At 34.2% G+C, this 23,239-nt stretch carries 20 protein-coding genes; 1 reads left to right on the forward strand and 19 read right to left on the reverse strand.

Going from position 1 to position 23,239, the window contains the following annotated elements; translation table 11 throughout:
* Positions 1–5: 5 nt before the first annotated feature.
* The 17 genes from N456_RS03760 to N456_RS03835 all read right to left on the reverse strand — a co-directional run bounded on the left by N456_RS03760 (position 6) and on the right by N456_RS03835 (position 21,308).
* Positions 6–3,800, reverse strand: coding sequence for a hypothetical protein (locus tag N456_RS03760; RefSeq protein ID WP_062054066.1), 3,795 nt, complete (start codon positions 3,798–3,800; stop codon positions 6–8).
* 41 nt (positions 3,801–3,841) lie between these two features.
* Entirely contained in the window at positions 3,842–5,542 is a 1,701-nt protein-coding gene (locus tag N456_RS03765) for a hypothetical protein (RefSeq protein WP_062054068.1), read from the reverse strand.
* Between the two features lie 137 nt (positions 5,543–5,679).
* Positions 5,680–5,859: a hypothetical protein gene (locus tag N456_RS03770; RefSeq protein WP_062054070.1), complete on the reverse strand. Its 180-nt coding sequence runs from the start codon at positions 5,857–5,859 to the stop codon at positions 5,680–5,682.
* Positions 5,856–7,829 (reverse strand): tail fiber domain-containing protein, encoded by a 1,974-nt coding sequence (locus N456_RS03775; protein WP_062054072.1) that lies wholly within the window; start codon positions 7,827–7,829, stop codon positions 5,856–5,858. Before N456_RS03775 ends, N456_RS03770 begins: the two co-directional genes overlap by 4 nt.
* 137 nt (positions 7,830–7,966) lie before the next feature.
* A complete protein-coding gene (locus N456_RS03780) occupies positions 7,967–8,146 on the reverse strand; it encodes a hypothetical protein (RefSeq protein WP_062054074.1) in 180 nt (59 codons plus the stop codon).
* Positions 8,143–9,615 (reverse strand): tail fiber domain-containing protein, encoded by a 1,473-nt coding sequence (locus N456_RS03785; RefSeq protein ID WP_062054076.1) that lies wholly within the window; start codon positions 9,613–9,615, stop codon positions 8,143–8,145. Before N456_RS03785 ends, N456_RS03780 begins: the two co-directional genes overlap by 4 nt.
* Positions 9,616–9,624: 9 nt before the next feature.
* Positions 9,625–13,041, reverse strand: a complete 3,417-nt coding sequence (locus N456_RS03790) for a hypothetical protein (RefSeq protein WP_062054078.1) — start codon at positions 13,039–13,041, stop codon at positions 9,625–9,627.
* Positions 13,038–13,442: a GPW/gp25 family protein gene (locus tag N456_RS03795; RefSeq protein ID WP_062054080.1), complete on the reverse strand. Its 405-nt coding sequence runs from the start codon at positions 13,440–13,442 to the stop codon at positions 13,038–13,040. The genes N456_RS03790 and N456_RS03795 overlap by 4 nt, the downstream gene beginning before the upstream one ends.
* Positions 13,443–13,445: 3 nt before the next feature.
* A complete protein-coding gene (locus N456_RS03800) occupies positions 13,446–13,754 on the reverse strand; it encodes a PAAR domain-containing protein (protein WP_062054082.1) in 309 nt (102 codons plus the stop codon).
* Complete coding sequence (locus N456_RS03805) at positions 13,729–15,546, reverse strand: phage baseplate assembly protein V (RefSeq protein WP_062054084.1); 1,818 nt, start codon at positions 15,544–15,546, stop codon at positions 13,729–13,731. Before N456_RS03805 ends, N456_RS03800 begins: the two co-directional genes overlap by 26 nt.
* A 26-nt stretch (positions 15,547–15,572) precedes the next feature.
* Positions 15,573–16,241 (reverse strand): CIS tube protein, encoded by a 669-nt coding sequence (locus tag N456_RS03810; RefSeq protein WP_148639179.1) that lies wholly within the window; start codon positions 16,239–16,241, stop codon positions 15,573–15,575.
* A gap of 11 nt (positions 16,242–16,252) precedes the next feature.
* A complete protein-coding gene (locus N456_RS24230) occupies positions 16,253–16,426 on the reverse strand; it encodes a DUF5908 family protein (protein ID WP_158447818.1) in 174 nt (57 codons plus the stop codon).
* A 2-nt stretch (positions 16,427–16,428) separates the two neighbouring features.
* Positions 16,429–16,866, reverse strand: coding sequence for a phage tail protein (locus N456_RS03815; protein ID WP_062054088.1), 438 nt, complete (start codon positions 16,864–16,866; stop codon positions 16,429–16,431).
* Positions 16,867–16,868: 2 nt separating this feature from the next.
* Positions 16,869–17,285 carry a phage tail protein gene (locus tag N456_RS03820; RefSeq protein ID WP_158447819.1) on the reverse strand — a complete coding sequence of 139 codons (417 nt, stop codon included), beginning with the start codon at positions 17,283–17,285 and terminating at the stop codon, positions 16,869–16,871.
* 31 nt (positions 17,286–17,316) lie between these two features.
* Positions 17,317–19,299 (reverse strand): phage tail sheath family protein, encoded by a 1,983-nt coding sequence (locus N456_RS03825; RefSeq protein WP_062054092.1) that lies wholly within the window; start codon positions 19,297–19,299, stop codon positions 17,317–17,319.
* Between the two features lie 22 nt (positions 19,300–19,321).
* Positions 19,322–20,668 (reverse strand): phage tail sheath family protein, encoded by a 1,347-nt coding sequence (locus N456_RS03830; RefSeq protein WP_062054096.1) that lies wholly within the window; start codon positions 20,666–20,668, stop codon positions 19,322–19,324.
* A gap of 22 nt (positions 20,669–20,690) precedes the next feature.
* Positions 20,691–21,308: a Pvc16 family protein gene (locus N456_RS03835; RefSeq protein WP_062054098.1), complete on the reverse strand. Its 618-nt coding sequence runs from the start codon at positions 21,306–21,308 to the stop codon at positions 20,691–20,693.
* 328 nt (positions 21,309–21,636) lie between these two features.
* On the opposite strand from N456_RS03835, the gene N456_RS03840 reads away from it, so the two are divergent.
* Positions 21,637–22,038, forward strand: a complete 402-nt coding sequence (locus N456_RS03840) for a hypothetical protein (RefSeq protein WP_062054100.1) — start codon at positions 21,637–21,639, stop codon at positions 22,036–22,038.
* Between the two features lie 22 nt (positions 22,039–22,060).
* On the opposite strand, the gene N456_RS03845 is transcribed toward N456_RS03840, so the two are convergent.
* Both N456_RS03845 and N456_RS03850 read right to left on the reverse strand, forming a co-directional pair.
* Positions 22,061–22,996, reverse strand: a complete 936-nt coding sequence (locus N456_RS03845; protein ID WP_148639180.1) for an IS3 family transposase — start codon at positions 22,994–22,996, stop codon at positions 22,061–22,063.
* The gene (locus tag N456_RS03850; protein ID WP_033566529.1) at positions 22,924–23,229 is read right to left on the reverse strand and encodes a transposase; all 306 of its coding nucleotides are present in this window, start codon (positions 23,227–23,229) and stop codon (positions 22,924–22,926) included. The genes N456_RS03845 and N456_RS03850 overlap by 73 nt, the downstream gene beginning before the upstream one ends.
* Positions 23,230–23,239 lie beyond the last annotated feature (10 nt).

Consider the following 23,239-nt stretch of genomic DNA (forward strand, 5'->3'; position numbering starts at 1 on the left):
CATTTCTAATTGGTGACCATTAATACAAGTTGTACAATAAGTTTATCTTTGACATACCTAAGAAGGTATTCTCCAGGTGTATCTATGGTCAATTCTGTAAAAGATATCTTTGATTTTTCTTCTGTCAAAATAAAATGATCCATTTCTTTAAGTTGCCCGTTCTCTTCACTATACATGAATAAGTCACCTCCAAAAGGTTTTCCTTCAAAAACATATTCTTTATTTTGATTTCTATCGATTTCTAAAAATGTGATAGGGTTATTATATTCGTCAACAAGTGGCTCGCTGCCATCTGTGTCATAGGCATAAATAAAAATTGGGGTTGCTTTTTTATTTACGTATACGAATACTTCTTTGCTTTTTTCTACTCCGTCTGGATAATAATCAATCCGGAACTGACCTATCCCATTTAACGCTGCAAATCCTTTTCCTTGCTGGGTTATAGGAAGTATTCTAGAAGTAATTTCTACAGTTTCTTTTTCTATCCATTCATCTGTTTCCTTAAAAAATATTCTATAATTCCCTCCAATTCTACTCACACTTATATAATGGATATCAACCTCCCCCAACCAAAATGCAATAGTTTCATCTATCGAAGTAAATTCATTAGCATAAGCATCCAGTACTTTTAATTCGGGTTCTATAGGGTCCTGTAAACTTGTGATCAATTGGTTATGAATCTCTGTCCATCGTTGATAATTTTCTGAATTATCATCTATTAAATGAGGTTTTACATTTTGTAGTATTTGCAACCACTCTAGGTAAGCAGTTTCAAAACGTTTCCCATATTCATGATCCATCCAACATATATTGACGGTAATATGCGCTGGTGTTTCTCTATAAATAATAGTTTCTGTATACTCTCTAAAGTGGCTATCTTTAAACCGTCCTGCATCCTTAGGTAATACTACGGAAATATGAAAAGAATATGGGTCTTTTTCTAATTGACCGTTACCATAAGATATTGCATTGGTGTTAAATTCTAATAAAATTTGTTCATCGGTTTTGGGTCGCAACAATATATGCTCTACAACATGCATTCCTTCTACATCTATATCAAAAGAATCTTTTCCTCCAAAGATAGGTTGGTTACCCGTTTGTCTAATTCCTAAAAGTCTACACAATCGTTGTTTATATCCAGACACAATTTTATTATCCTGTCCTTTTATATCATTATTATCTTTACCATTATAATCAAAACCATTAGCTCGTTTTGTTGCCACAGCCTGATAGTCCTGAGCAAATAACTCTTTATCTTTAATTAATTCTGTAAGAATTTTGCCCCTCTTTTTTTCATAATCTTCATACTGACTGGGGTCTTTTAGGATTTCTTGAATTTGACTCAATTGTATCAATGCATACTCCTCAAAGGTTTCTGCAAATCTTCCTAACAAATGATCTAGAAACTCATTACGACGTTGTAACCAGGTAAATCGATTCTGTGCTATAGATTGGTTATTAGCTGATTCCTCACTTCTCAGAAATTTTTGATAAACATTATCTAAATCGGTTTTGAACCGATCCCATGTTTCTCCACTGGTTAAGAAGGGTTTGAGAAGAGGAGCTATATCTGGCACTTCATAGAGTGGTTGATGATGATAGGTACGATCAATACGATTACTAAAAGAAAAGAGTTCGGGTAAACTAGTTATCTGTTTCAGGTAATTAGCCAAAAGTTGTTCAAACGGTAAAAGGAAGGCTTTTAGTTGTTTTGCCAATGCTTTCCTTTCATCGGTTACATCATCAGCCAATCCATAAGTCCCTATACCATATATTTCTGGAAAATCATGTTGTACTGAATAATACTTATCTATTTTTCTATCAATGCCTGCAGGAGGTGTAAGATCATAATAAGGAGATTGCGGAATTTGATTTGTTTTGGCTGCGGCATGTTTTATTTCATAATACTTTTGTAATGTATCAAATGACAGAGCTGGTGTTACTGCATTTTGAGAAACGTTAAGTTTAGATTTCGTAAGGCTAAAACGGGGTTTATATGTTTCTGCATAGGTTAAATCCAGACAATCTACAACATTACGACCAATGAGTCGATTATCTATATAACTGGAAATCGAAAAATCAATAATTGCTTCGACTCCTTCTACATTCATAATTAATCGTATCAGATCAGAGGTATACACTACTGCTTTGTTTCTATTGGTTTCGAAACTCTGATCATCAATAAATCCATGTGTAAGCAAGGGACCATTAAATATCTTGTCGATCTCTAATCCTTTTTCTTTCATTTCGTTTAAGGTGTGAAATTTGATAGAAGGATTCAAAAATTCTGCTACTTGAAAATAGGCTTCTGCCAGTACCTCATTTGCATTATAACCGGGTTTAATAATAATATCGCCAAATAGGGCTATTTCCTGAATACGGGAAGACATTATTTTTAAAATATCTTCTCCCAGATTTCGGTATCGATGTATATAATTCCATACACCATTGGTTTCATAAATCAATTCATAAACCCTTTTTATCTTCTGTTGATATTCTTTAAAAACTGTTCCATTTGCTTTCGATAGGCTTTGGTATATTTGGTTTTCTAACTGAATTTGATACTCAAAAGCAATAGGAAAGGAGGTTGATTTGCTATTCGTTTTTTTGTAAGGTCCGAAAACGTTCCTTAGTTCATTTTGCAAGACGATCAATGAAGGAAGTGCATTATCAGCATTACAAATAGCCCTTGCTAAAATAGAAAATGCTTCTTCAGCTCCTTCGAGAATTATTCCGATCTGGATATCAAAGACCTTCTTAGAGATGTCTAAACTGATATTACCACTTACATCAATAACATTAATCTCTCGGATAGCCGCTTCATAATTACGATTCGATTGATTTGCCAGTTCATGCCAGTCAACCCATTGAATGGTAAATAAGACTTCTGTTTGCTCACCTATTTTTATAGGAATCTGTAAAGGGTCTTTTAATTTTACAGAAGCAGTAAGTGGTATATTATCGATGGTAAATTCTGCATAATACTCAAAAAAGAACTCATCATAATTAGCTTTATCAATGGCTATAAAATATGCTGATGCTTTCTCTTTTTCTAAATCAAGAAATTGAACCTTAGACTGCTCTAAATCGATATCTTTAAACCTCCAGTTTACCTCATCCCAGTATGGAAAAAGCACAGAAAATTCGTAGTCTATACCATTGCCAATTGCTGCAGTTTTTCCCTCAAAATAGTTTTGATTAAGATCTTTTAAAAAATACGTTGACTGATGCTCATCGTATTCGAATTCGATTTGAATTTCATACAATCCCTGCAGATTAATTTTTTCTGATTCGAGATAATTTCCTGCCTGCTGGTTCTCTAATATTGCTTTTACAGAAAGGGTTCCTAATGGTTTTACAGTAGCGTGTGGATGATAATAGATATTTTTCTCTGACTGATTGGCAATAGCAGGCCATGCATTGCGTAATAACAACCTCGATTTATAGGTATTTATACTATCTGGATGAGGAATATCTACGAGTACTTTTCGTATATCCAATAAGGTAACCGGATGATTAGGCAATACTACATCTGCAGGTGCCAGATCCATCGATGTAGTTTTATCTCCTGTATAAGATGCCAGTATGTCTTTGATATCAAAACCAGTGCGATAACTCAGATCTGCGATAGCCAAACAAAGTACTTCTGCGATGGTTATCCCCGGATCACCCAAATTATGATCTGTCCACGTATCACCTGATAACTCTTTAATATGCTCTTTTAACAGAGAAATAAGTTCTTCGGCATTTAACATATGATGCCAAGTCATTTTTGATAAAGTAGATGTACTATTTTCCATATATCGTCTTAAGAAGAATTCGTTTTAATTTATATGATGAATTATTTTTCGAGTGCTGAGATTCGTTCTTCCTGATCAATTGCATACAGGGTAAGTTCTTCTACTTTTTTTAAGAGTAGCAGTACCGTATCCAACATATCCACTCCTTTACGTTCTACTTCTTTAGCAGAAGGTATTTCTGGGAGATGTTTGTACTTTTTTATATGTTTTTTTACTTTGGATAATGGCATTAGGGGATAGTTCTCTTCGAATACATAATCTGGTATTACAGATCCCTGATTTTTAACTATGATTTTGCCATATAATGTTAGATATGAGTTATTATTTCTACTATCCGGATGTAATATCATAAATGTAGCACTCCCACCGCTATAGTGATGACTAAAATAAAGAGGGGTTGAATCATATCCAAATGATTGGATGTTCCAGCCTTCTCCACTTCCTTCTCTATGTTTAACTACCAATGATTTTTTTACTTCAAGGCTGTTTGCTATTATTCCTCCATTAACATCCAGTTCTTTTTGTGGTTGAACAGTACCTATGCCAACCTTTCCAAGTAAAGCATTGTCCGTATTTCGTGTAGCCAATATGGTATTGCCTCCTACCGTTTTTATCAAATCTAAATAGCCTCTTTCTTCGTTATAACTTACCCCATCCCAATATGCATAGGGTACTTTAATTGCTATATTTGTAGCTCCTGAATTGCTATGATATCCTCTATCCTCAAAAAATAATGCATTGTAATGTAAATTTTGCTTTTGGAAACTTAGCTCTAACTTAGCCCTGGGGTTTGTTGTACCTATACCTACGTTCCCATTTTCTCTTACCTGAAATAATGGTGTTAGATCATCACCTATATTAGAAGCATCCTGACCAGAACCTCTATACTTCTTTCTTGCCACTGTAAAGGCATTTCTACCTCCAAATTCGTACATCCAAACTATAGGAGAAGCTACATTGGCAGATCGGATTAAACCTAATCCGTTGGAGGTATTCCAATCATTGGTTATAACATTTATGGCTCCGTCACTTAGCTCATCGGTAGGAGGCAGGTTAAAAGTATTTACCAAAATGTTATTCTTAATAAGATTTCCTCCTCTTAACATGATACTCCTTTCACTTGGAGATGTATGAATACATAGTTGGGCATCCGGATCTGTAGTTCCTATACCAATGTTACCATTCTCTTTTATAACAAACGGGTAACTTCCTGACGGTGAATTATACGTGTCGGATTGCCAAATGCTAAAATCTCCATCTTCAGAATATACTCCCCAATCTCTTTTTCCTTCTCTTCTCCATAGCATCCCAACCCATTCATTGTTTGGTTCACTATTTTCTATCATTAAAGGAGTGGCCCCTGATCTTTCTGGTTCATTGTATACACGGATATGTAGTTTTTTTTGAGGGTTTTCAACGCCAATTCCTATTTTATCAGAATTCAAATAACTAATCCCTCCTGGTTGTAAATTAATACTATTTCCATTTTCTATTAACTTGATCCCTCCTCCATTAGCCACCAAACCCCCGTTATTTATTTTTACCTCTCCAAGAATAGTCAATCGCTTTCCGTTTTCGGGGTCTTGCCCAAGTCCGATTTCGTGTTGATTATTGATAAATAACTTATCAGATTGTTGCACGACCACAGAGTTAATCAACTTGGAAAACTGGGCTTCTGTAGGGCGATCTCCTGCTTCGAAAAAAGTTTTTAATTGTTTTCTGTTTTCTTTGTTTGAACTCATCTTATCTTAATTTTACACTCTAGATGCTATTGGCCGTTGTATTCTTCCTGTTTATTTTTCAAACTAATCATGTCTTGTTGTAACAAGATTCCGGATTCTTTACGAAATCAATTTTCGCATCAATTTATTAGCCTTCATTATACCGCCTGCTTAGCTGGTTTTCTTTCTTTTAGTTTTTTTGGCTCAGTATTTTCATGTAACTGTGCTTGTGCCTGTTGTTGTAATTCATTTATAATTTCGTGTACCTGAATAAAAGGTTGTTGTGCTAGTGCATTAAGGATCTGATTTAATTGTTCTGTAGTTACTTCAATGTTCATGATAGGTTCGTTTTCTTATTATTATTTTTCAATTTGTTAATTTCTAATTGCAGTTTTTTAATGGCCTCTATGACCAGAGGAATGAAACCGTTGTAGTTAACCGTATAAAATCCATCATTACCAAGGGTGACTAATTGTGGAAAAATTTCTTTTACTTCCTGAGCGATAACGCCAAGTTGTATACCTTTATCAAAACCTCTGTCCTGAAAGTTATCTCCATCAAACTCGTATGACACCCCTCTTATCTCTGTTAATTTTTGGACTAATGTACCTGATAAAGTATCTATGTTTTTTTTAAAACGTTTGTCAGAAGTTAACTCACTACCCTGTGAGTATACCTTACCATTAACCTCAAGAGAACTACTTGTACCTCCATAGCCAATGTATACAGGGTATCCTGTCCCATAGTTAAGATAAAGAGGATCATAGTCTGAAGATGTAAAACTTTTACCCTTAATATGTCTTACCTTTATCTCTGCATCACCTTCACCTCCAACATTTAAAGATCCTGATATTGTTAGTTTATAATTATCTATCGTTGTTTCTCCTATGGCAATGTTACCATTATCAGTAATCTTAAATAATTCTTGAGCTCCATCATCTTTCGTAATTGCAAAATGAGAGTTTTCATCGTTGTTATTAGAATCAATATTTATTACTAATCCCCCTAATGTTTTTATCAACGCCGTACGTGTGTAGTTTCCGAAATCAATGTAAGGGTTAAAATTTAACTGATTCGCACCCAAGGATAACATATCTTTTGGATTGGTTGTACCTATACCTACATTACCTTTTCCTGAAACTACTAAATGATACCCTCCTGAAATATTTCCTGTTCCATTAGGATTTTGATAAATTCCAAACCCTTGATCTACGATATTTCTATCAGAAAAAAGCCCCCAAACCTGATTATTAGTTTTAAACTGCATACCTACATAATAAGGGTTCTGATTTGTATTTTCAAGTAACAAATAAGAGTCATTTGTGTCTTTTTGAATATGTAGTTCTTGTTGTGGTTGAACAGTGCCTATACCTACGTTCCCATTTTCTCTTATCTGAAATAATGGTATTAGATCATCACCTATCTTAGAAGCATCCTGACCAGAGCTTCTATGTCTTTTTCTAGCTACAGTAAAGGCATTTCTACCTTCAAATTCATACATCCAGACTACAGGAGATGCAACGTAAGCTGATTTAATCAAACCTAAACCATTAGAATTATTCCAATCACTTGTTATAAAATTTATAGTTCCATCACTTGTTCCATCAGTTGGAGGTAGATTCCAAATATTGACTAAAGTATCATGATTAACAGGAGTTCCCCCTTCTAGCATGATGCTCCTTTTTCCTGATGAAGTATGGACACATAGTTGGGCATCCGGATCTGTAGTTCCTATACCAATGTTACCATTCTCTTTTATAACAAACGGGTAACTTCCTGACGGTGAATTATACGTGTCGGATTGCCAAATGCTAAAATCTCCATCTTCAGAATATACTCCCCAATCTCTTTTTCCTTCTCTTCTCCATAGCATCCCAACCCATTCGTTGTTTGGTTCACTATTTTCTATCATAAATGGAGTAGCACCTGCTCTTTCGGGTTCATTGCCGGTACGAATATGTAGTTTCTTATTTGGATCCTCGACTCCAATCCCAATCTTATCAGAACTAAAGTAACTAACTCCATCTGGTTGCAGATTGATCCCATTTCCGTTCTCGATTAACTTGATCCCTCCTCCATTAGTTACCAAACCCCCGTTATTTATTTTTACCTCTCCAAGAATAGTCAATCGCTTTCCATTTTCGGGGTCTTGCCCAAGTCCGATTTCGTGTTGATTATTGATAAATAACTTATCAGATTGTTGCACGACCACAGAGTTAATCAACTTAGAGAACTGGGCTTCTGTAGGGCGATCTCCTGCTTCGAAAAAAGTTTTTAATTTTTTTCTATTTTCTTTGTTTGAACTCATCTTATCTTAATTTTATACTCTAGATGCTATTGGCCGTTGTATTCTTCCTGTTTATTTTTCAAACTAATCATGTCTTGTTGTAACAAGATTCTGGATTCTTTACGAAATCAATTTTCGCATCAATTTATTAGCCTTCATTATACCGCCTGCTTAGCTGGTTTTCTTTCTTTTAGTTTTTTTGGCTCAGTATTTTCATGTAACTGTGCTTGTGCCTGTTGTTGTAATTCATTTATAATTTCGTGTACCTGAATAAAAGGTTGTTGTGCTAGTGCATTAAGGATCTGATTTAATTGTTCTGTAGTTACTTCAATTTTCATGATAGGTTCGTTTTCTTATTATTATTTTTCAATTTGTTAATTTCTAATTGCAATTCTTTAAAAGCTTCTACCAGCACTGGAATGAGACCAGTATAGTTTACCGTATGATAGCCATCCAACCCTTTACTTACCAATTCGGGATAAACTTTCATCAAATCCTGAGCGATAAAACCAATTTTGGTTTGCTCCTCATTAATTAGCTGATATTCTATGCCTTGTACTTTATTTAGTTTTTCTGATTGTAATAAGGGAAGCGATTTAATATTTTTTTTAAGTCTTCTATCAGATGGCTCTTCTGTATAAGCTACAAGAGTAGAATACCCTGCAGGTGTATTACTTTCCGGTCCATTTCCTCCAAACCAATCATTCACAGAATGTACAAAATGAAACTTGGATAAACCAGGTACCCACCACATTGCACCGTATCTAGTGCCATCTCCTCCAAAAGAAACTTTGGTTGCAGGGTTGTTACCGCTATGATAGAGCCCTCCAATAATCAACGCATTGCTTGTTGTGTTATATGTCTCAAGTCTCGTAGTCCCTCCTACAACGTGGAACTTAGCCGATGGATTGGCAATACCTATACCTATCTTCCCATCTTTTCTAATGACCATTGCCTGTTTATGTCCACTAGTATAATTTTCTGATTCTCCCCTTACTATTCCTTGAGTCCAGAATTGAAAACCAGCTCCACCAGCACCATGAACATCCTGATAGGCTTCTGGTTTAAATATTACTGCACGTTCGTGTTTATCGGGCCATCGATCTATATATTTTGTTTTAATATGATCAGCCTGTTGATAGTACATGGTTGCACCTTCCACAAGATTGTTGTCAGAAACACGAAGTTTCCCCTTAACGTCTAATGTTTCACGAGGTTCTGTTGTTCCGATACCTATATTTCCATTTTCCTTTATGATCAATGGATAAGTTCCTGATGGCGAATTGTAAGCATCCGACTGCCAAATGCTAAAATCTCCATCTTCAGAATATACCCCCCAATCTCTTTTTCCTTCTCTTCTCCATAGCATCCCAACCCATTTGTTGTTTGGTTCACTATTTTCTATCATAAATGGAGCAGCACCTGATCTTTCTGGTTCGTTATATACACGGATATGTAGTTTTTTTTGAGGGTTTTCAACGCCAATTCCTATTTTATCGGAATTCAAATAACTAATACCTCCTGGTTGTAAATCAATGGTATTTCCATTTCCTTTCAATTTAATCCCTCCTTCATTGGTAATTAAGCTTCCATTATTTATTTTCACTATGCCGTTTATGGTGAGCCTTTTACTATCTTCAGGGGCTTGTCCAATTCCGATTTCATGCTGATTATTGATAAATAACTTATCAGATTGTTGCACGACCACCGAGTTAATCAACTTAGAAAACTGTGCTTCTGTAGGACGATCTCCTGCTTCGAAAAAAGTTTTTAATTGTTTTCTGTTTTCTTTAGTATTACTACTCATCACAAAAAATTAATCTGTTATAAAATCTACCTGTATGACCATTTGACCAATACCAATAATTAAATTACCTTCACATTTATAATCTCCAGATTTATAAACCTCTATACTATGATTGTCTGAAGAAACTAAAATGCTCTTTGCTGTTTTAGCATGTACAACATCAGTATCCTCGATTACCCAATCATCTTTTATAAAGTAAAAGTCTATGTCTACAATTTTATCTATATAGTGCATGCTTTTTAGTACCCTTAGAAGCATATTTTTTGTAATTCTTTTTCCTCTTTCTTCTGCATTTTTAAGAATAAGCTGAAGCTCATCTATCAATTGATATCTAATGGGTTTGCCATCTTTAGCTATGTTTAACCCTTTATAGAATCTGATTTTAAGACGGGTAATAATGGTTGTTTTCGTTTTCAATTCATAAACAACGGGTATTGTTTCGTATGGATCTAATGGGCTTGTTAATTCGTTTACCAGTCTGTTTACCAGATTGTCACTCTTGTACTTATGATACAAGCTAAAATCATTTACAAAATCTACATATTCTATATTCTCAATAAATTTAAGAAGGGTGGATTTATATGTTTTTCCTCCAAATGGGAGATCGTGTCCTGTTTCGAATGCCCAGGGTGATAAAAACTGTTGAATTTCTTCATATAATTTCCTTCCATAAAACCCTTCGTCCTTACCTTTATGAAAACCTACTTTGAAATGTAGACTTATGGGTTCATAGGTAGGGTTAGTTATATGTAGTTTTACAAATGGGCTGGTTCGTTTGCTTAAAAACTCTTTGATTTTTGTTCTTCGGTTTGCACTAGCTTTTGGCTCAAAAACATTTCCTAATCCGTGATTTCTGATATTCGGAATTACAGCAAGTAGCGTGTTTCCAGATGCATAATTACCATACTCATTTGTATTAATCAAACATTTAACTTTGTAGATATCGGGAAACTCTCCCAAAATCAATCGTTCATAATCCCAAATGGTTATTGCCCGATCTTTATGTCTGATACGTTCGCTTACCCTACTATAAAAAGATTGATTTTCTTCAGCATTTTTCCCTCCAAAGGAAGGATATAATTGTTTCACTTTTGTAATCCCTTTTTGATTACCAGAGAGGCTGGAGATACTTCCCGATTCTATTGGTAACATCTCTTTTTTTGGGGCTATTTGTACAGCTTCTATTACTTGAGTATGTATATTACGTACATTGTCTATTGTAGCTGCATGAGCTGGCAATTCTGCACGTATCCAATAGAGATTAGACGGCATGTGCCTATGTTCCTTAGAGAGTCCTACCGGAAGATCAAGGCGTATTATTCCTGTATTTACTAATCCTCTTGTTGTATCTTTACTAATCCTAAACTTTTCTATGGGTACCCATGCAGATCCAGACAAATAACTCCACGTGATATTAGTATCTAATAACTCATCCTCAGTGTTTCCTGTTCCTTCTTCCATTTGAAAAAGTATGGTTACTGATTGAGGTAAATTTAATCCCTCCAAACCAAGGTATAAATATCCTTCTGCAGTATACTGCGTAAGCAAATAGGGATCGCCAGTTTCATGGTTCCCAATATTGGATATCCCAAAAGGATTAATATGTAAAAACTGTTCTTTATACTGGGATTCTGATTTTAAATCAAAATCTATAAATTGAGATGTGTAATCTAGGCTGATCTCTTCTAGTAATGGCGTATATGGAGGAGATATTGCTACCCCTTGCCCCTGGTTGATTGCCACTTCTGTATAGTTGGTATGACCAAAAGCTTTAAGTCCTTTGATATCTGGATTGTTAAGTGTAAATCGTAGATAGCTGTGTGGGGTATTAAAATCCCACTCTGTACCTTCCAAAATATCTTCCTTCCTTTTTATTCCTTCGAGTATCTCGGAGTCTTTTATGACTATGGTAACCTCTTTGGTAGCATCGTTTTTATTAAAAATTGAAGGAGGATCCAACTTAGAAGATATTTGATTCCATTGATAGTTTTCTAATAAGGATATACATGTTGTAAAAGCACTGTTTTGTATTAGTTCATCTGCTCCTGTATATTGTTTATAATACGTAGCAAAGTTTTCTGGGGTATCTTTCCATTTAAGTTTAAAAGATATACTGGATAATGGTTGCCTAAAGACATTCGGATGTCCTATGGTACAATGACTTCCTATGACAGGTTTTAAACCAAATGGAAAAAAAGGTTTGGATGCATCTACTGTACCCTGGTCATTCTGAATCCATAATTTTTTTACCCCCAAAACTTTTACTTGCAACCCTACTCTTCGTAATCGAATATTTTTTAACACTTCGTAGCCATACACAAAATCAGTACTGAGTTGCTTATCATTTGGGTGTTTTAATATCATTTTTAATACCGGATGCGACGTTTTAAAGTGACCTTCATGTATTTTTTGATGATACTGTATTATTGGGTCTTCTGTTGGAGCTAATTCTAAACACAGCAGTACTTGTTGGTAATCTCTTTGTTGTATTTCTTTAGGATTAACACTGTTGGTTAACTCTTTGGCACCTGTTCTTGATGTTTTTACATTTTGAATTTTTATCCATCCTTTTACCCCACTTATATAAAAATCAAAATACGTATGTAATGGTTCTTTGGTAAGTGTCGTTTTATCTATTAGTAACTTTACCATAATAGTACGATGACCTTCATTCAGTTCTAACAAAGAGGAACAAATTGCAAAACCAACTTGAGCTTCGTTCATTGTTCTTTCATTGTCGGGTTTAAAAACGGGAATGTTATTTTCTTGTATTTTTGAATGAGTTTGAGATTCTCCGAATAGATTCCAGTAAGGGGCAGGTCCTTTTGCATTTTTAGGTTGTTTGGAATCTTGTAATACAAACATTCTATTACCCAAATCGGAAGATTCTATAAATTGTGATTTGGTAGCAGCAATACGAGCTTTATTGACCAGAATTTCTTCTGCTAATCGGAATAAAATTTTTTCTCCGGTTGCAGAAGTTCCAGCTTCTAATAAGGTATCCTTAGAAAGATATTTTTCTTTTAAGGTATTTGCACATTCAAAAAACACATGAACTTTTGCCGGATGTGCTTCTTTTTCTACCATTTGTAATACTTCCTTATAATAATACTCTAAGTGTCTTTTTGTTAAACCATTAGAGAATTCTTTTAACAATTCTAACAATCTCAGAAAACCAATAAATAATGTTTTTTGAGGTTTATTATCCGGTGCATCAAAAAATACGGCCCAATCTCCATCAGGAATATTATTAATATTATAGTATTGAATATGTGATGCAAATCGAATTGCATAGGATAACAATTCATTAGAATGTCGATTTTCTATCTTCACAAAGTCTTCTTCAAGTGCCTGAGATAATCTTTGAAACTGATGTGTTCCTCCTTGTTGTAATATTTGTAATCTCGTAGATTGTTGCTTACTCATAATGAAATATTCGGTAAATAATAGGGTAAAACAAGGTTTTGAGATTCTTTGGTAGCTATTACCTCAAACACTATATGAATGGATAGTTTACCAATAGTTACATCTGGTTGATCTATACGCATATCAGTAATATCGATTCTTGGTTCGTTTAGTTCGATAGATTCTTTAAGACTTTGTGTCATATATGTCTTCATGTTCTCGGTTATAGATTCGAATAGAAGTTCATGGGTACGTGAACCAAATTGAGATCGTAATACGCGTTCTCCTAAACGGGTATTAACAATTATTTCTAGATTCTGGGCGATTGCATCTATATCTCCAACCAATTCGATTTGCCCAGATCTATTATCAAATTTTGGTGGAAATGACCACCTTTTTTCAATACTGTTCGAAATACTCATATATTATAGTGCTACAGTTGATAATCGATTAGGGGCTGGGAATGTTCCTCCGTTTTTAGTGGCATCGTTCAACACTATGACCGGGTTTCCATGATGAAATACTCCATTAGGTAAGGCTAATGCTTGATCTGGTATGGGAACAATACTATCATTGGCTGTTAATACAGGTTTTTTGTCTATAAACATACTTGTAGAACCTACTGCTATTGCTGGTGATATTCCACCCTGCATTTGTGGGTTTGTGTAAAAATCTTGAACAGTTAGTATGGGTTTTGCCATGATTACATTAGTTAAATTTAATAGTTGTTGCATCTGTTTTGGCACTTGTCTTTGCCTTATGTGCTATTTCTTTACCTTTGATAATTACATTACCTTTATCGGCATTTAAAACAAAGTCTTTATCTAGATTAATTGTAGTACCATTGGATTTTTCTAACCGAATCCCCTTATCAGATTTAAGCGTAATTCCGTTATTGTCCATAATGATCATATTATTTTGTTTAGTGCTACTTATTGTTAGTTTATCATTTTTATCATCTAATTGAATCATAAACTTGTTGGTAGATGAGATTTCCATTTTTTCTTCCCTATCATCAAATAACAAATTCCAGGACTCTTCTTTTTTTTCTTTTTTCTTAATGTGTAACCCTTTTTTAAATTGCTCTTCCTGATCATTAGCCCCTTTTTCTAGCGGCCATTCTGGTAGCGTTTTAGTATTATGCAAAGAGCCTAGAACAACAGGAAACCTAGGGTCATTACCAATGAACCCTAATACTACCTCATCGTTAATATCTGGTCTAAAAACAGTACTTCCTGTAGCTCCCGCAAAAATTGTAGATATTCTGGCAAAAAGAGTGTTGAAAGTATCATCAGAAGATTCTTTATCAGGAGAAAATATTGCCACTTCAATCATTTCATATCCTCCTGTACTTTTTGCATATCCCACTACTTTTCCATATACGAGTCCACAAATCGGAGGCATGAGATCCATGGTAGATTGCCCTTGGATAGGATATCTTTCTAAATGTGATTCGGGATCAATACCTATCTGAACTGTTGTAAACCATTCTTCTTTTATAAAATGTCGAACTCCTCCTACAAAAAATAATCCATTCCAGTTTTTTCCCAATCCTTCAATTTTAACCCAATCTCCTGGTGATATGGAATTAGTACCAAAAATTGTAAAAGTCCCCCGTATTTTGGATAATGTATTACGTTGCATGGTTGCATATCCAAACGTTTTCGATTCTGATTTTAACAAATCACCCGCATGATAATAATTACTTGTTGTGACACCTGTTTTATCAGCTATCTCAGTAACAGTGTTATTTTTTTGTCTCTCCCAAACTATGGTTTTATCTTGTTCTATCTGAGCCTTTTGTTCGTCTATATCCCATGATGTTATTGCTATTTTATTAGCATGTAACCTCCCGTCCATTTCTGTATTAAACTCTATAACATTGGGTCTTTTACCTCCAAAACTTAAAGTTTCTACTTCATTTGCTTCGTCCGGTTGTGGGACGACCAAACGTATTGTTCCATTCTCACAAGAGACTAATCTTCCTGTAGCTTGTGCTCTGATTACTAAAAAATCCCAATCAGTAGTACTATATTGTGGTAAATTTTCATGAACCACATCTTGATATTCGTCATTATTTAGTGCTTCTATCTTGATGGGGATTTCATAAATTTTTCCTAATCTTTGGAACAACTGATCATCAGTCATTGTAGGTACGGTTTCTTCATTTGATGAAAGATCGTTATGATAAAATCTCAATTTTTTACCTAAGCTCATTCTATATGCAATATCCCTGCACTCTACTTCAAGAAAAAAGGTGTTTTGCTTATTTTTGCTACGTAAATGGGTAATTACTCCTTTAAAAATGGAGGTAGTATTATCATAACCTGCCTTGACTTCAATAGTACTGCCTAAGTGTAACAAATCATTATCATACATATCTTCATTAAAGATTTCCTCATTAACAAATTCCAGATATGCTTTCGGTATGACCTCAACCGCTCTATCTACAGTTAAATTCATCAAACTCCAAGAATTATCTTGAGATATTTCGGTTTTCCCGTCTATGAATATTTCAACTATCATGCTTTTTTCTATTGCGTCTATTGGTTTCAGGTTACATCATTTTCACTAAATACACTTGATATATTGCCTCTTAGGGAATTAGGTAATTGATCGTAGGGTATTTTTTTTAATTCTTCATCATAGCCCCTCCCATTCTGAGAAAGGGTATGTACAAAATGCTTTTCATTTTTAGATGATACTCCTGTAGACTTCTTTTCCTGTGAGATCCGCTCTTTTGTGTTTTTACTTTTATTTTGTTCCATAAATTTACATTTGGCTTTTGCTCTAATCGGAGATCCAAATCTATCAAAATGTGTATATTCAATATTAATAGATGATGCTACCCCTTCAAATAACATAGGCCCCCAAATTAATTGTAATCTTCTAGGGCGTTTCTTTTCTTTATCAGGTCGATACACTATATCCAAAAAATCATTAATCTGTGCCATAATCCCTTTTACAGGATTTAGTGTTGTTACCCCTAAAGATCCTGTGCTATCAAAAAGTAACTGGATCTTTAAAACTGAAGGTGTAATATTGGAAAAATGATGGCTAGGTGATGTAGCACCAGGAACATACAAATCTTTATAACCATTAGAATAATCAATACTGTAACTAGCAGGGTTTACTAGTACAGTATGGGTTTTCCACTTTGATTCTGGGGAGGTATCCAATACTTCCTTAATCAGCATGTGCTGTCGATAGCTCCTATTCATGATTTTTTACCTTACCGTTCTTTCTTGTTTTTAAATTGCTTACTTATCATTTCTTCAACATCTTTATGGGACATTTGATCCAAATAATTAGATTCTTTCCCTTGAGGAGAATAATCTGAACTAGAATGTATTGATGTGCTATCTGTATGTACTCTCACATGTAGCTCTTTAATTTCTATAGGCATTGTTATATTCTTGTAAAATATTGATAGTTTAGTTTTATAGTTTCAAAAGCTATTTTTGATTGAGTTGCATCAAAACTGCTCACATCCCAATTGAATGGAATCGCGTGAACAATTAACCAATTATCGATAGGCTGCTTATTTTCATCTAACAGTGATATCAGAATATTTGCAGGTACTGTTGTCATTGTTTGAAACGTAGCTTCACACCATGTAAATAGGGCTCGGTCTTTTGTTAACCCCCTTTTTAAGGTAAGGGGGCCAAAAGAAGACCTGTTGGTAAGTTGATGAGAAAAGGCAGCAACTCCACCCTCGGCATACGGGTTTGTGGAATATCCTCCTTTTAAACCATCAATGGACTGAAAATATCCCTCTACCTCAATATTACCAAACAAAAAAGAAACTTTAAATCGATAGCTTTTATGTGGAAATATACTTGACACTATTATACCATTTTTTGTGTATAACCTTCATTGCAGAGCGTCATTGTTTCTATCGCAGCTTCACTCGATCCAGCTTTTAATGATGCTGGATCCAGTTTTTTGACCCATGCTTTTCGCACTTCCCAAACGATAACGGGTTCCAATTTTGCATTAAGCATTGTAATAGTAATATTACGACGAGCTTCATCATCTGTTTTTATGGCATTAAACCAGTTCATCGAATCTTCATCATTAGCAAACATCCCACTTTTTAATGTGATTTCTCCATATTTAGGTTTACCTGGACTTTTCATAGGCACACTTTCTGCCATCGCACCATGTTCATAAGAGATAACATCATGCTCAAAACTGAAACCACTAACTTCTTGAAAACCTATTTTTGTACCTTCCCAATCTACACGAAAACGAAAAGTTGACAATACATAATTACTCATAATTGAAAGAAAATTTTTATGATTTTAAATAATGACTAAATTGAATGGTGATAAATTCTGCTGGCCTCACCACTGCCATTCCGATACTTACAATCATTTTACCTGCAATAACGTCTTGCTCAGACATTGTTTCGCCCAAACCAATAGATACTGTAAATGCTTCTTCTTGGGATTGTCCGACCAATGCCCCTTCTTGCCATTGCTGGATCAAAAAACTGGTAATCATTGCTTTAACCCGTACCCAGGTTTGGGCATTATTTGCAGAAAACAATAGTGGAGTAATCGCTTGTTCGATAGATTTTTCTGCAAAATTGAAAAAACGCCTTACTGATATATATCTCCATTCATTAGAATTACCAGCAAGAGTACGTGCTCCCCATAGTAAAGTTCCTCTACCTGTGAAATTACGAATCACATTAATTGATTTTCCTGTAGTAGGATCTACATTTAATGCATCTTGTTGACTACGTGTTATAACTGTGACAGGACCCTTCACTCCTTGTAAACTTAAGTTTGCCGGAGAAGACCATACTCCTTTTGTTCGGTCATTCTGAGCATATAATCCCATAACAGCTCCTACAGAGGGTTGTTGTTGCATATAATGCTTTACAGCTTTTTTTGCTGATTTATACGCTGGATGTTCTGCTACTATTTTTTTCTTTGCCTGATTTAATGAAAAAGATCCACTTTCATATATAGTTGCAATTCCAGAAAAAATAATCTCTAAATTCACAAACTTTCCAGATTTCAAATCTTGTAGTATTTGTAATCGTTTATCTTTAATGCCACCATCATCAGAAAAATCTATAACATACTCTGACAACTGATCATCTTCTTCAATCGATTCTACCGTTGTACTATTTTTGGGATTGAGTGAATACCAAGAGCGTGCTTCATCATCAATTAAGGTTGTAGTTTTATCTACCAAAGTAAGGTCTCCGTTTTTATAAGCATCACATATCCCTTTAAAACTAAGTAGTTTTTCAATCTCCTTAACAAATAAATCATTACTTTTCACTTGTTTCACCCATTGCTGTAAAGCAATTATTTCTGAACTCTTTTCTAATAGATATAATCCATTGATAAGCTCATATAGATATTTAAAAACATTGGTGAATTTTTGTTTAGTGTTTTTTCCAGAGTTTACAAAGTCTTCACTTTTCTCTTTAAACCTTCTTTGGATATTTGTAAGTAATGGTGTATCCGATCCTATTGGGAAATAAGTAGACCATGGTTCTTTTAATTCTTTGGATAGTCTCTTTATCTGATTTTCAAGATTAATTTGTTCTTTTGTATATACTCCTTTCAAAATCCCCAGATCGAGTTCTTCAAAAATTATTTCTTGAGATGTGCCAGAGGAGATCCATGGGTAATAACAAGCTCCATATTTTAAATTATCAATGCTTGGGTTTATTACCTTTCTTGTAGTATCTGCATCCTTTTTAGGGTTACGATTTACAGTTAGCACATCATGAATCAAAAACTTATTTTTATCTTCTCCACATTTATTAAGAATATCGCTTAACAAAGTTCCAAATTGCGAAAGGCTTAAGACCGAAACTCTTTTATTGTCAATAGTTTTCTGAACATGCAAGTCTGGAACACAGATCAAATTAGCTTCATTTACATCATCCAGAAGAATTTGATTTATTGCTAATTGTAGTGCTTCCTGTATATTTAATGTTTCATAGTTTCCTGCACTGATAACATAACAGGGACCTCCTCCATTCTTAAAATAAAGTTGTATACAATCAGATAAAAAAAATCGTTTAGAAGGAAGTATATCAAGTATTTCATCTTTGTCATTCATGTCAAATTTGAATTCAGGAATATACACTTCTCCAAAGATTTCTTTAAACTCAAGCATGGATACAAGTCTTGCTCTGGTTTTATTAGTTTTTTCGGTAAATCCGATAAAAATCGGTATGGCTGTAGATGCTCCTGCGATTGTGTTGGCAAGAGAATTCAATTCTTTTATGTAAACACCGGGTGTATTCATTCTACTAAGAATTATATGGTGATTACTTACCTACTTTATGAGTAAAAGAAAGGATGATAAACTCAGCAGGTCTTACGGTTGCTAATCCTACTTCTACACGCATGATCCCTTCAAGAATATCTTGTTTGCTCATTGTTTTTCCCAATCCGATATTTACAAAGAAAGCTTCTTCCGGTACTGCGCCCATCAACGCACCACTTCTCCATAATCCTTGTAAATAAGAAGATATCATTGAAGAAAGTGTAACCCACGTATTTGCATCATTAGGAGCAAATACGAACTGATCACAAGCTTTACCTATCGATTCTTCAACTGTAATGAAAAATCTACGAACAGAAATATAACGCCATTCGTTATTATTTCCTGCTAATGTTCTTGCTCCCCAAACCATAGTTCCTTTACCAGAAAAACTTCGGATAGCGTTAATAGATTTTCCTCCATCTGCATCTACATTCAACTTTTCCTGCTGTCCCGAGGTAATTCCTGCTACCGGTTTTATTGCTCCAATTAATGAAATATTTGCAGGAGCGTTCCAAACACCTTTATTTTGATCTACATTTGCACAAATACCAGCCATAAAAACAGAAGAAGGTAGTATCACTGGCCATGACTTCATCAATTTTGATGCTTCCAGATAATTTTCACTTCCTGTATCCTTTAAAGCACTAATCGATGTTCCTGCATATGTACTATCATCATCAAATGTATAAGTCATGATGGTTTCAACATTTGGAAAATAGGATGCTCCGTATGATAAATTAGTAGTTCCTAAAGATGTTCGATATGCTGCTAATCCTTTTGAGCTATTATTATCCAGTAAATTTGCTTCTTTAGGAGCATCTAATAATGCAAAACGATCTTTCATATTAGCACAAATAGATAATATCGTTTTGGCCAAAGTTCCGTATTCATCTATATTTAATTGTACCGCTTCTGGACATACAACTAAAGTAGGTTCATCTAATTTCTCTAATTCATAAATTCCACCTAATTGATTATTACCTATAAAATCACCTAATGAAGCTTCAGTAATAGGTGATGAGCCAGAAAAATGCCCTAGAGAAATAATATAACAGGAACCACCTCCATTCATAAAATATGCTCTAAGAGCTTCATAGAAGAAAAAAGTGCCAAGTCCAGAAGGAGGATTGGTCATAGATTCGGTTATTTCTATTTTGTATTGATAGGCTCCTCCAAAATGATCCTCATATTCTTTAAGAGAATTAATACGTATACCTGTATTGATCTCTCCTTTTTCAGTATAACCAAAAAACGCAGGGATTGAAGTTGATACTTGTACTATACTAGGAGGTAATGTTGATACTTCCTTGATTTTTACACCAGGTGTATTAGGATAGCTAATTGTCATAATTTTCTAGCTTTTATAAGTTTCAATTAATAATGGTATTTACATGGTTCTGTGAATCAATCGACTCAATTCGATCACTTATATATGCATGATCTGCAGCTGGACTAAATCCTATCACCTGTAACTTATATATTGCAAAAGGTTGTTGCTTATTCCCTATATTAGACCACATATTATTAGAATCCTCTAGGTTAATATTATGGTAGATCATTTCTACCTTAAAATCTGGATTAGAAGCAATTGTTGTATCAGTAATGGTCACATTCGTTCCGTCCTTACTACGCTCTAAATATCTTTTCCCCTGATAGTAATTAACTACTTCGGACAGAAACATCAAGGACTGACTGTATTGTTGGGAATGAAAAACAAAAAGTAGATATACCTTATATTGTGATTCATATACTTCATGAATCTTATTATCAAAAGATTCCTTCTGTATTAATTCATTACTACTGGTATGCTCTTGCTCCAGATTTAAAAAATGCGCTACAACCTGACCTTCGGAAGAAGAACCTTCCTCATTAAAATCTTTTTTAGCAGCATTTGCTAACATTACAATATTTTGCCCCCCCAGTTGATATTTATTTGTTAAATGCTCATTAAGATCATCTACAATAATATTAAGAATGATATGTAACATTTTTTACAAAAAATAAGTTAATGATGATTTGTTGATTTTCTCAAAGTGAAAAGCATATTGTTTTTAACATACTTGTTTTATAGCAATATGTTTTTTTCAAAAATAAAAGGAATAATTGCACAATGATAGTCCCCTAATTTGGTATTTTTCAAGTACAATAAAATTGTTGTAAAGTAACTTGCAAAAATAAAAGCTTTTAGAGCACAGTTCAGAGGTGTCAAAAATGTAGAGTTCTTCCTTTTTAGATTAACCAGAATATTTGCATAAACACAACAATTGAGCTTGATCCGCTTTAAAAGCGAAGTCCCAAAAATTAGTAGACAAACTTATGAATGACGTAATTGATGATTATACATACAAGTCGTATAAAGAAGAAATAGATAAAGAGTTATTGCAATTAAATGAAAATCTCAAAAGTCAGAGCAAAAAAATATCTAACCTTGATGATTTTGTAGATTCAATTGTTATGTTTTCTCAAAACATCAGTAAATACTGGGCTTCGGGAAGCTTTGAAATAAAAACAAAATTACAAGAATTGATTTTTCCTAAAAGTGTAACGATTAATCCAGAAAACAGGCAATATCTAACCAGTGAAATCAATTTCTTATTCGCTCTAAATGCAACAATAACGAGGAGTACGGGAGCTTCTAAAAAAGAAAAAGCCAGTATAAATACTGGCTTGTCCTGTTTAGTATCGGGAACAGGACTCGAACCTGGACTTGCAAGATAAATTCGGACAATTTTTCTAAGACCTATGCTACATTTTTAAGTTTATAAAATTCTATTTCAACTTCTATTGGAGTTTTGTATCCCAAAGAAGAATGTAATCTTTTCCTATTATACCAGACCTCTATGTAATCAAATACAGCTGTTTTAGCTTCTTGTATTGTTTTGAAACTATGATGGTAAACAAGTTCTGCTTTTAATGTTTTAAAGAAAGATTCTGCTACTGCATTATCCCAACAATTAGCTTTTCTACTCATGGATTGGGTAATCAACTTATTAGTAGTAACAACTTTTCTAAACTCTTTACTTGCGTATTGAACCCCTCTATCAGAGTGAAAAAGTAAAGGCGCCTCTATTTTTCTTTTAGAAACTGCCATTTTCCAAGCGGGTACTATGGTTTGATCAGTAAACAAAGAAGTACTCAATGACCAACCTATCACCTGACGGTCATAAAGATCAATTAATGTTGTTAAATATAACCATCCTTTATTGGTTTTAATGTAAGTAATATCAGAGACCCAAACCTGATTTAATCTCTTGGGGTTAAACTCCCTATCCAAATGATTTTTGAATATGGGAAAACAATGATTTGAATCTGTAGTAATCTTATATTTCTTTTTTAATTTACTTCTTAACCCGTTAGATTTCATTAATCGGGAGATCCTACTTCTGGATACCTTATACCCTCTTCTAAGAAGTTCTTGTTTAATTCTAGGACTCCCATAAGTTTGTCTACTATCATAGAAGATATTTTTTATTTCCAAAGTTAATTTCTGGTCTTCTAAAACCCTATTACAAGGGCCATTACTATACCATCTATAATAACTACTTCTACTAACTTTTAGTACTTTACACATTCTCTCAATGGAATACATATGTTTATATGAAACTATGAATTGATAGATTTTCCATCGCTCTTGGAGAAAATGTGAACGGCCTTTTTTAAGATTTCTAGTTCTAATTGAGCATCTTTAAGAGCTTTACGTAACTCCTTCACTTCTTGGTTATCTATTTGAGAAGAAGGTGGTTTAGAAGCTTTTTTAGAAACTCCATCTTCACTATCTAGCTTACGCCAACGATAAATCCTATCAACTTTAACTCCTAATTCATCGGCTAATTCTTTTATGTTTTCTCGCTGATAGCTTAACCGAACAGCTTCTGATTTAAATTCTTTACTGTAAAATCGTTTCTTCATTTTTCTAAGA

Source organism: Aquimarina longa SW024, from assembly GCF_001401755.1.
GTDB classification, from domain to species: Bacteria; Bacteroidota; Bacteroidia; order Flavobacteriales; family Flavobacteriaceae; genus Aquimarina; species Aquimarina longa.

What these genes read in the sequence shown, in the direction of transcription:
- N456_RS03760 (WP_062054066.1), bottom strand. Translation starts at nt 3,800, where the DNA reads ATGGAAAATAGTACATCTACTTTATCAAAAATGACTTGGCATCATATG.
- N456_RS03765 (WP_062054068.1), bottom strand. Translation starts at nt 5,542, where the DNA reads ATGAGTTCAAACAAAGAAAACAGAAAACAATTAAAAACTTTTTTCGAA.
- N456_RS03770 (WP_062054070.1), bottom strand. Translation starts at nt 5,859, where the DNA reads ATGAACATTGAAGTAACTACAGAACAATTAAATCAGATCCTTAATGCA.
- N456_RS03775 (WP_062054072.1), bottom strand. Translation starts at nt 7,829, where the DNA reads ATGAGTTCAAACAAAGAAAATAGAAAAAAATTAAAAACTTTTTTCGAA.
- N456_RS03780 (WP_062054074.1), bottom strand. Translation starts at nt 8,146, where the DNA reads ATGAAAATTGAAGTAACTACAGAACAATTAAATCAGATCCTTAATGCA.
- N456_RS03785 (WP_062054076.1), bottom strand. Translation starts at nt 9,615, where the DNA reads ATGAGTAGTAATACTAAAGAAAACAGAAAACAATTAAAAACTTTTTTC.
- N456_RS03790 (WP_062054078.1), bottom strand. Translation starts at nt 13,041, where the DNA reads ATGAGTAAGCAACAATCTACGAGATTACAAATATTACAACAAGGAGGA.
- N456_RS03795 (WP_062054080.1), bottom strand. Translation starts at nt 13,442, where the DNA reads ATGAGTATTTCGAACAGTATTGAAAAAAGGTGGTCATTTCCACCAAAA.
- N456_RS03800 (WP_062054082.1), bottom strand. Translation starts at nt 13,754, where the DNA reads ATGCAACAACTATTAAATTTAACTAATGTAATCATGGCAAAACCCATA.
- N456_RS03805 (WP_062054084.1), bottom strand. Translation starts at nt 15,546, where the DNA reads ATGATAGTTGAAATATTCATAGACGGGAAAACCGAAATATCTCAAGAT.
- N456_RS03810 (WP_148639179.1), bottom strand. Translation starts at nt 16,241, where the DNA reads ATGAATAGGAGCTATCGACAGCACATGCTGATTAAGGAAGTATTGGAT.
- N456_RS24230 (WP_158447818.1), bottom strand. Translation starts at nt 16,426, where the DNA reads ATGCCTATAGAAATTAAAGAGCTACATGTGAGAGTACATACAGATAGC.
- N456_RS03825 (WP_062054092.1), bottom strand. Translation starts at nt 19,299, where the DNA reads ATGAATACACCCGGTGTTTACATAAAAGAATTGAATTCTCTTGCCAAC.
- N456_RS03830 (WP_062054096.1), bottom strand. Translation starts at nt 20,668, where the DNA reads ATGACAATTAGCTATCCTAATACACCTGGTGTAAAAATCAAGGAAGTA.
- N456_RS03835 (WP_062054098.1), bottom strand. Translation starts at nt 21,308, where the DNA reads ATGTTACATATCATTCTTAATATTATTGTAGATGATCTTAATGAGCAT.
- N456_RS03840 (WP_062054100.1), top strand. Translation starts at nt 21,637, where the DNA reads ATGAATGACGTAATTGATGATTATACATACAAGTCGTATAAAGAAGAA.
- N456_RS03850 (WP_033566529.1), bottom strand. Translation starts at nt 23,229, where the DNA reads ATGAAGAAACGATTTTACAGTAAAGAATTTAAATCAGAAGCTGTTCGG.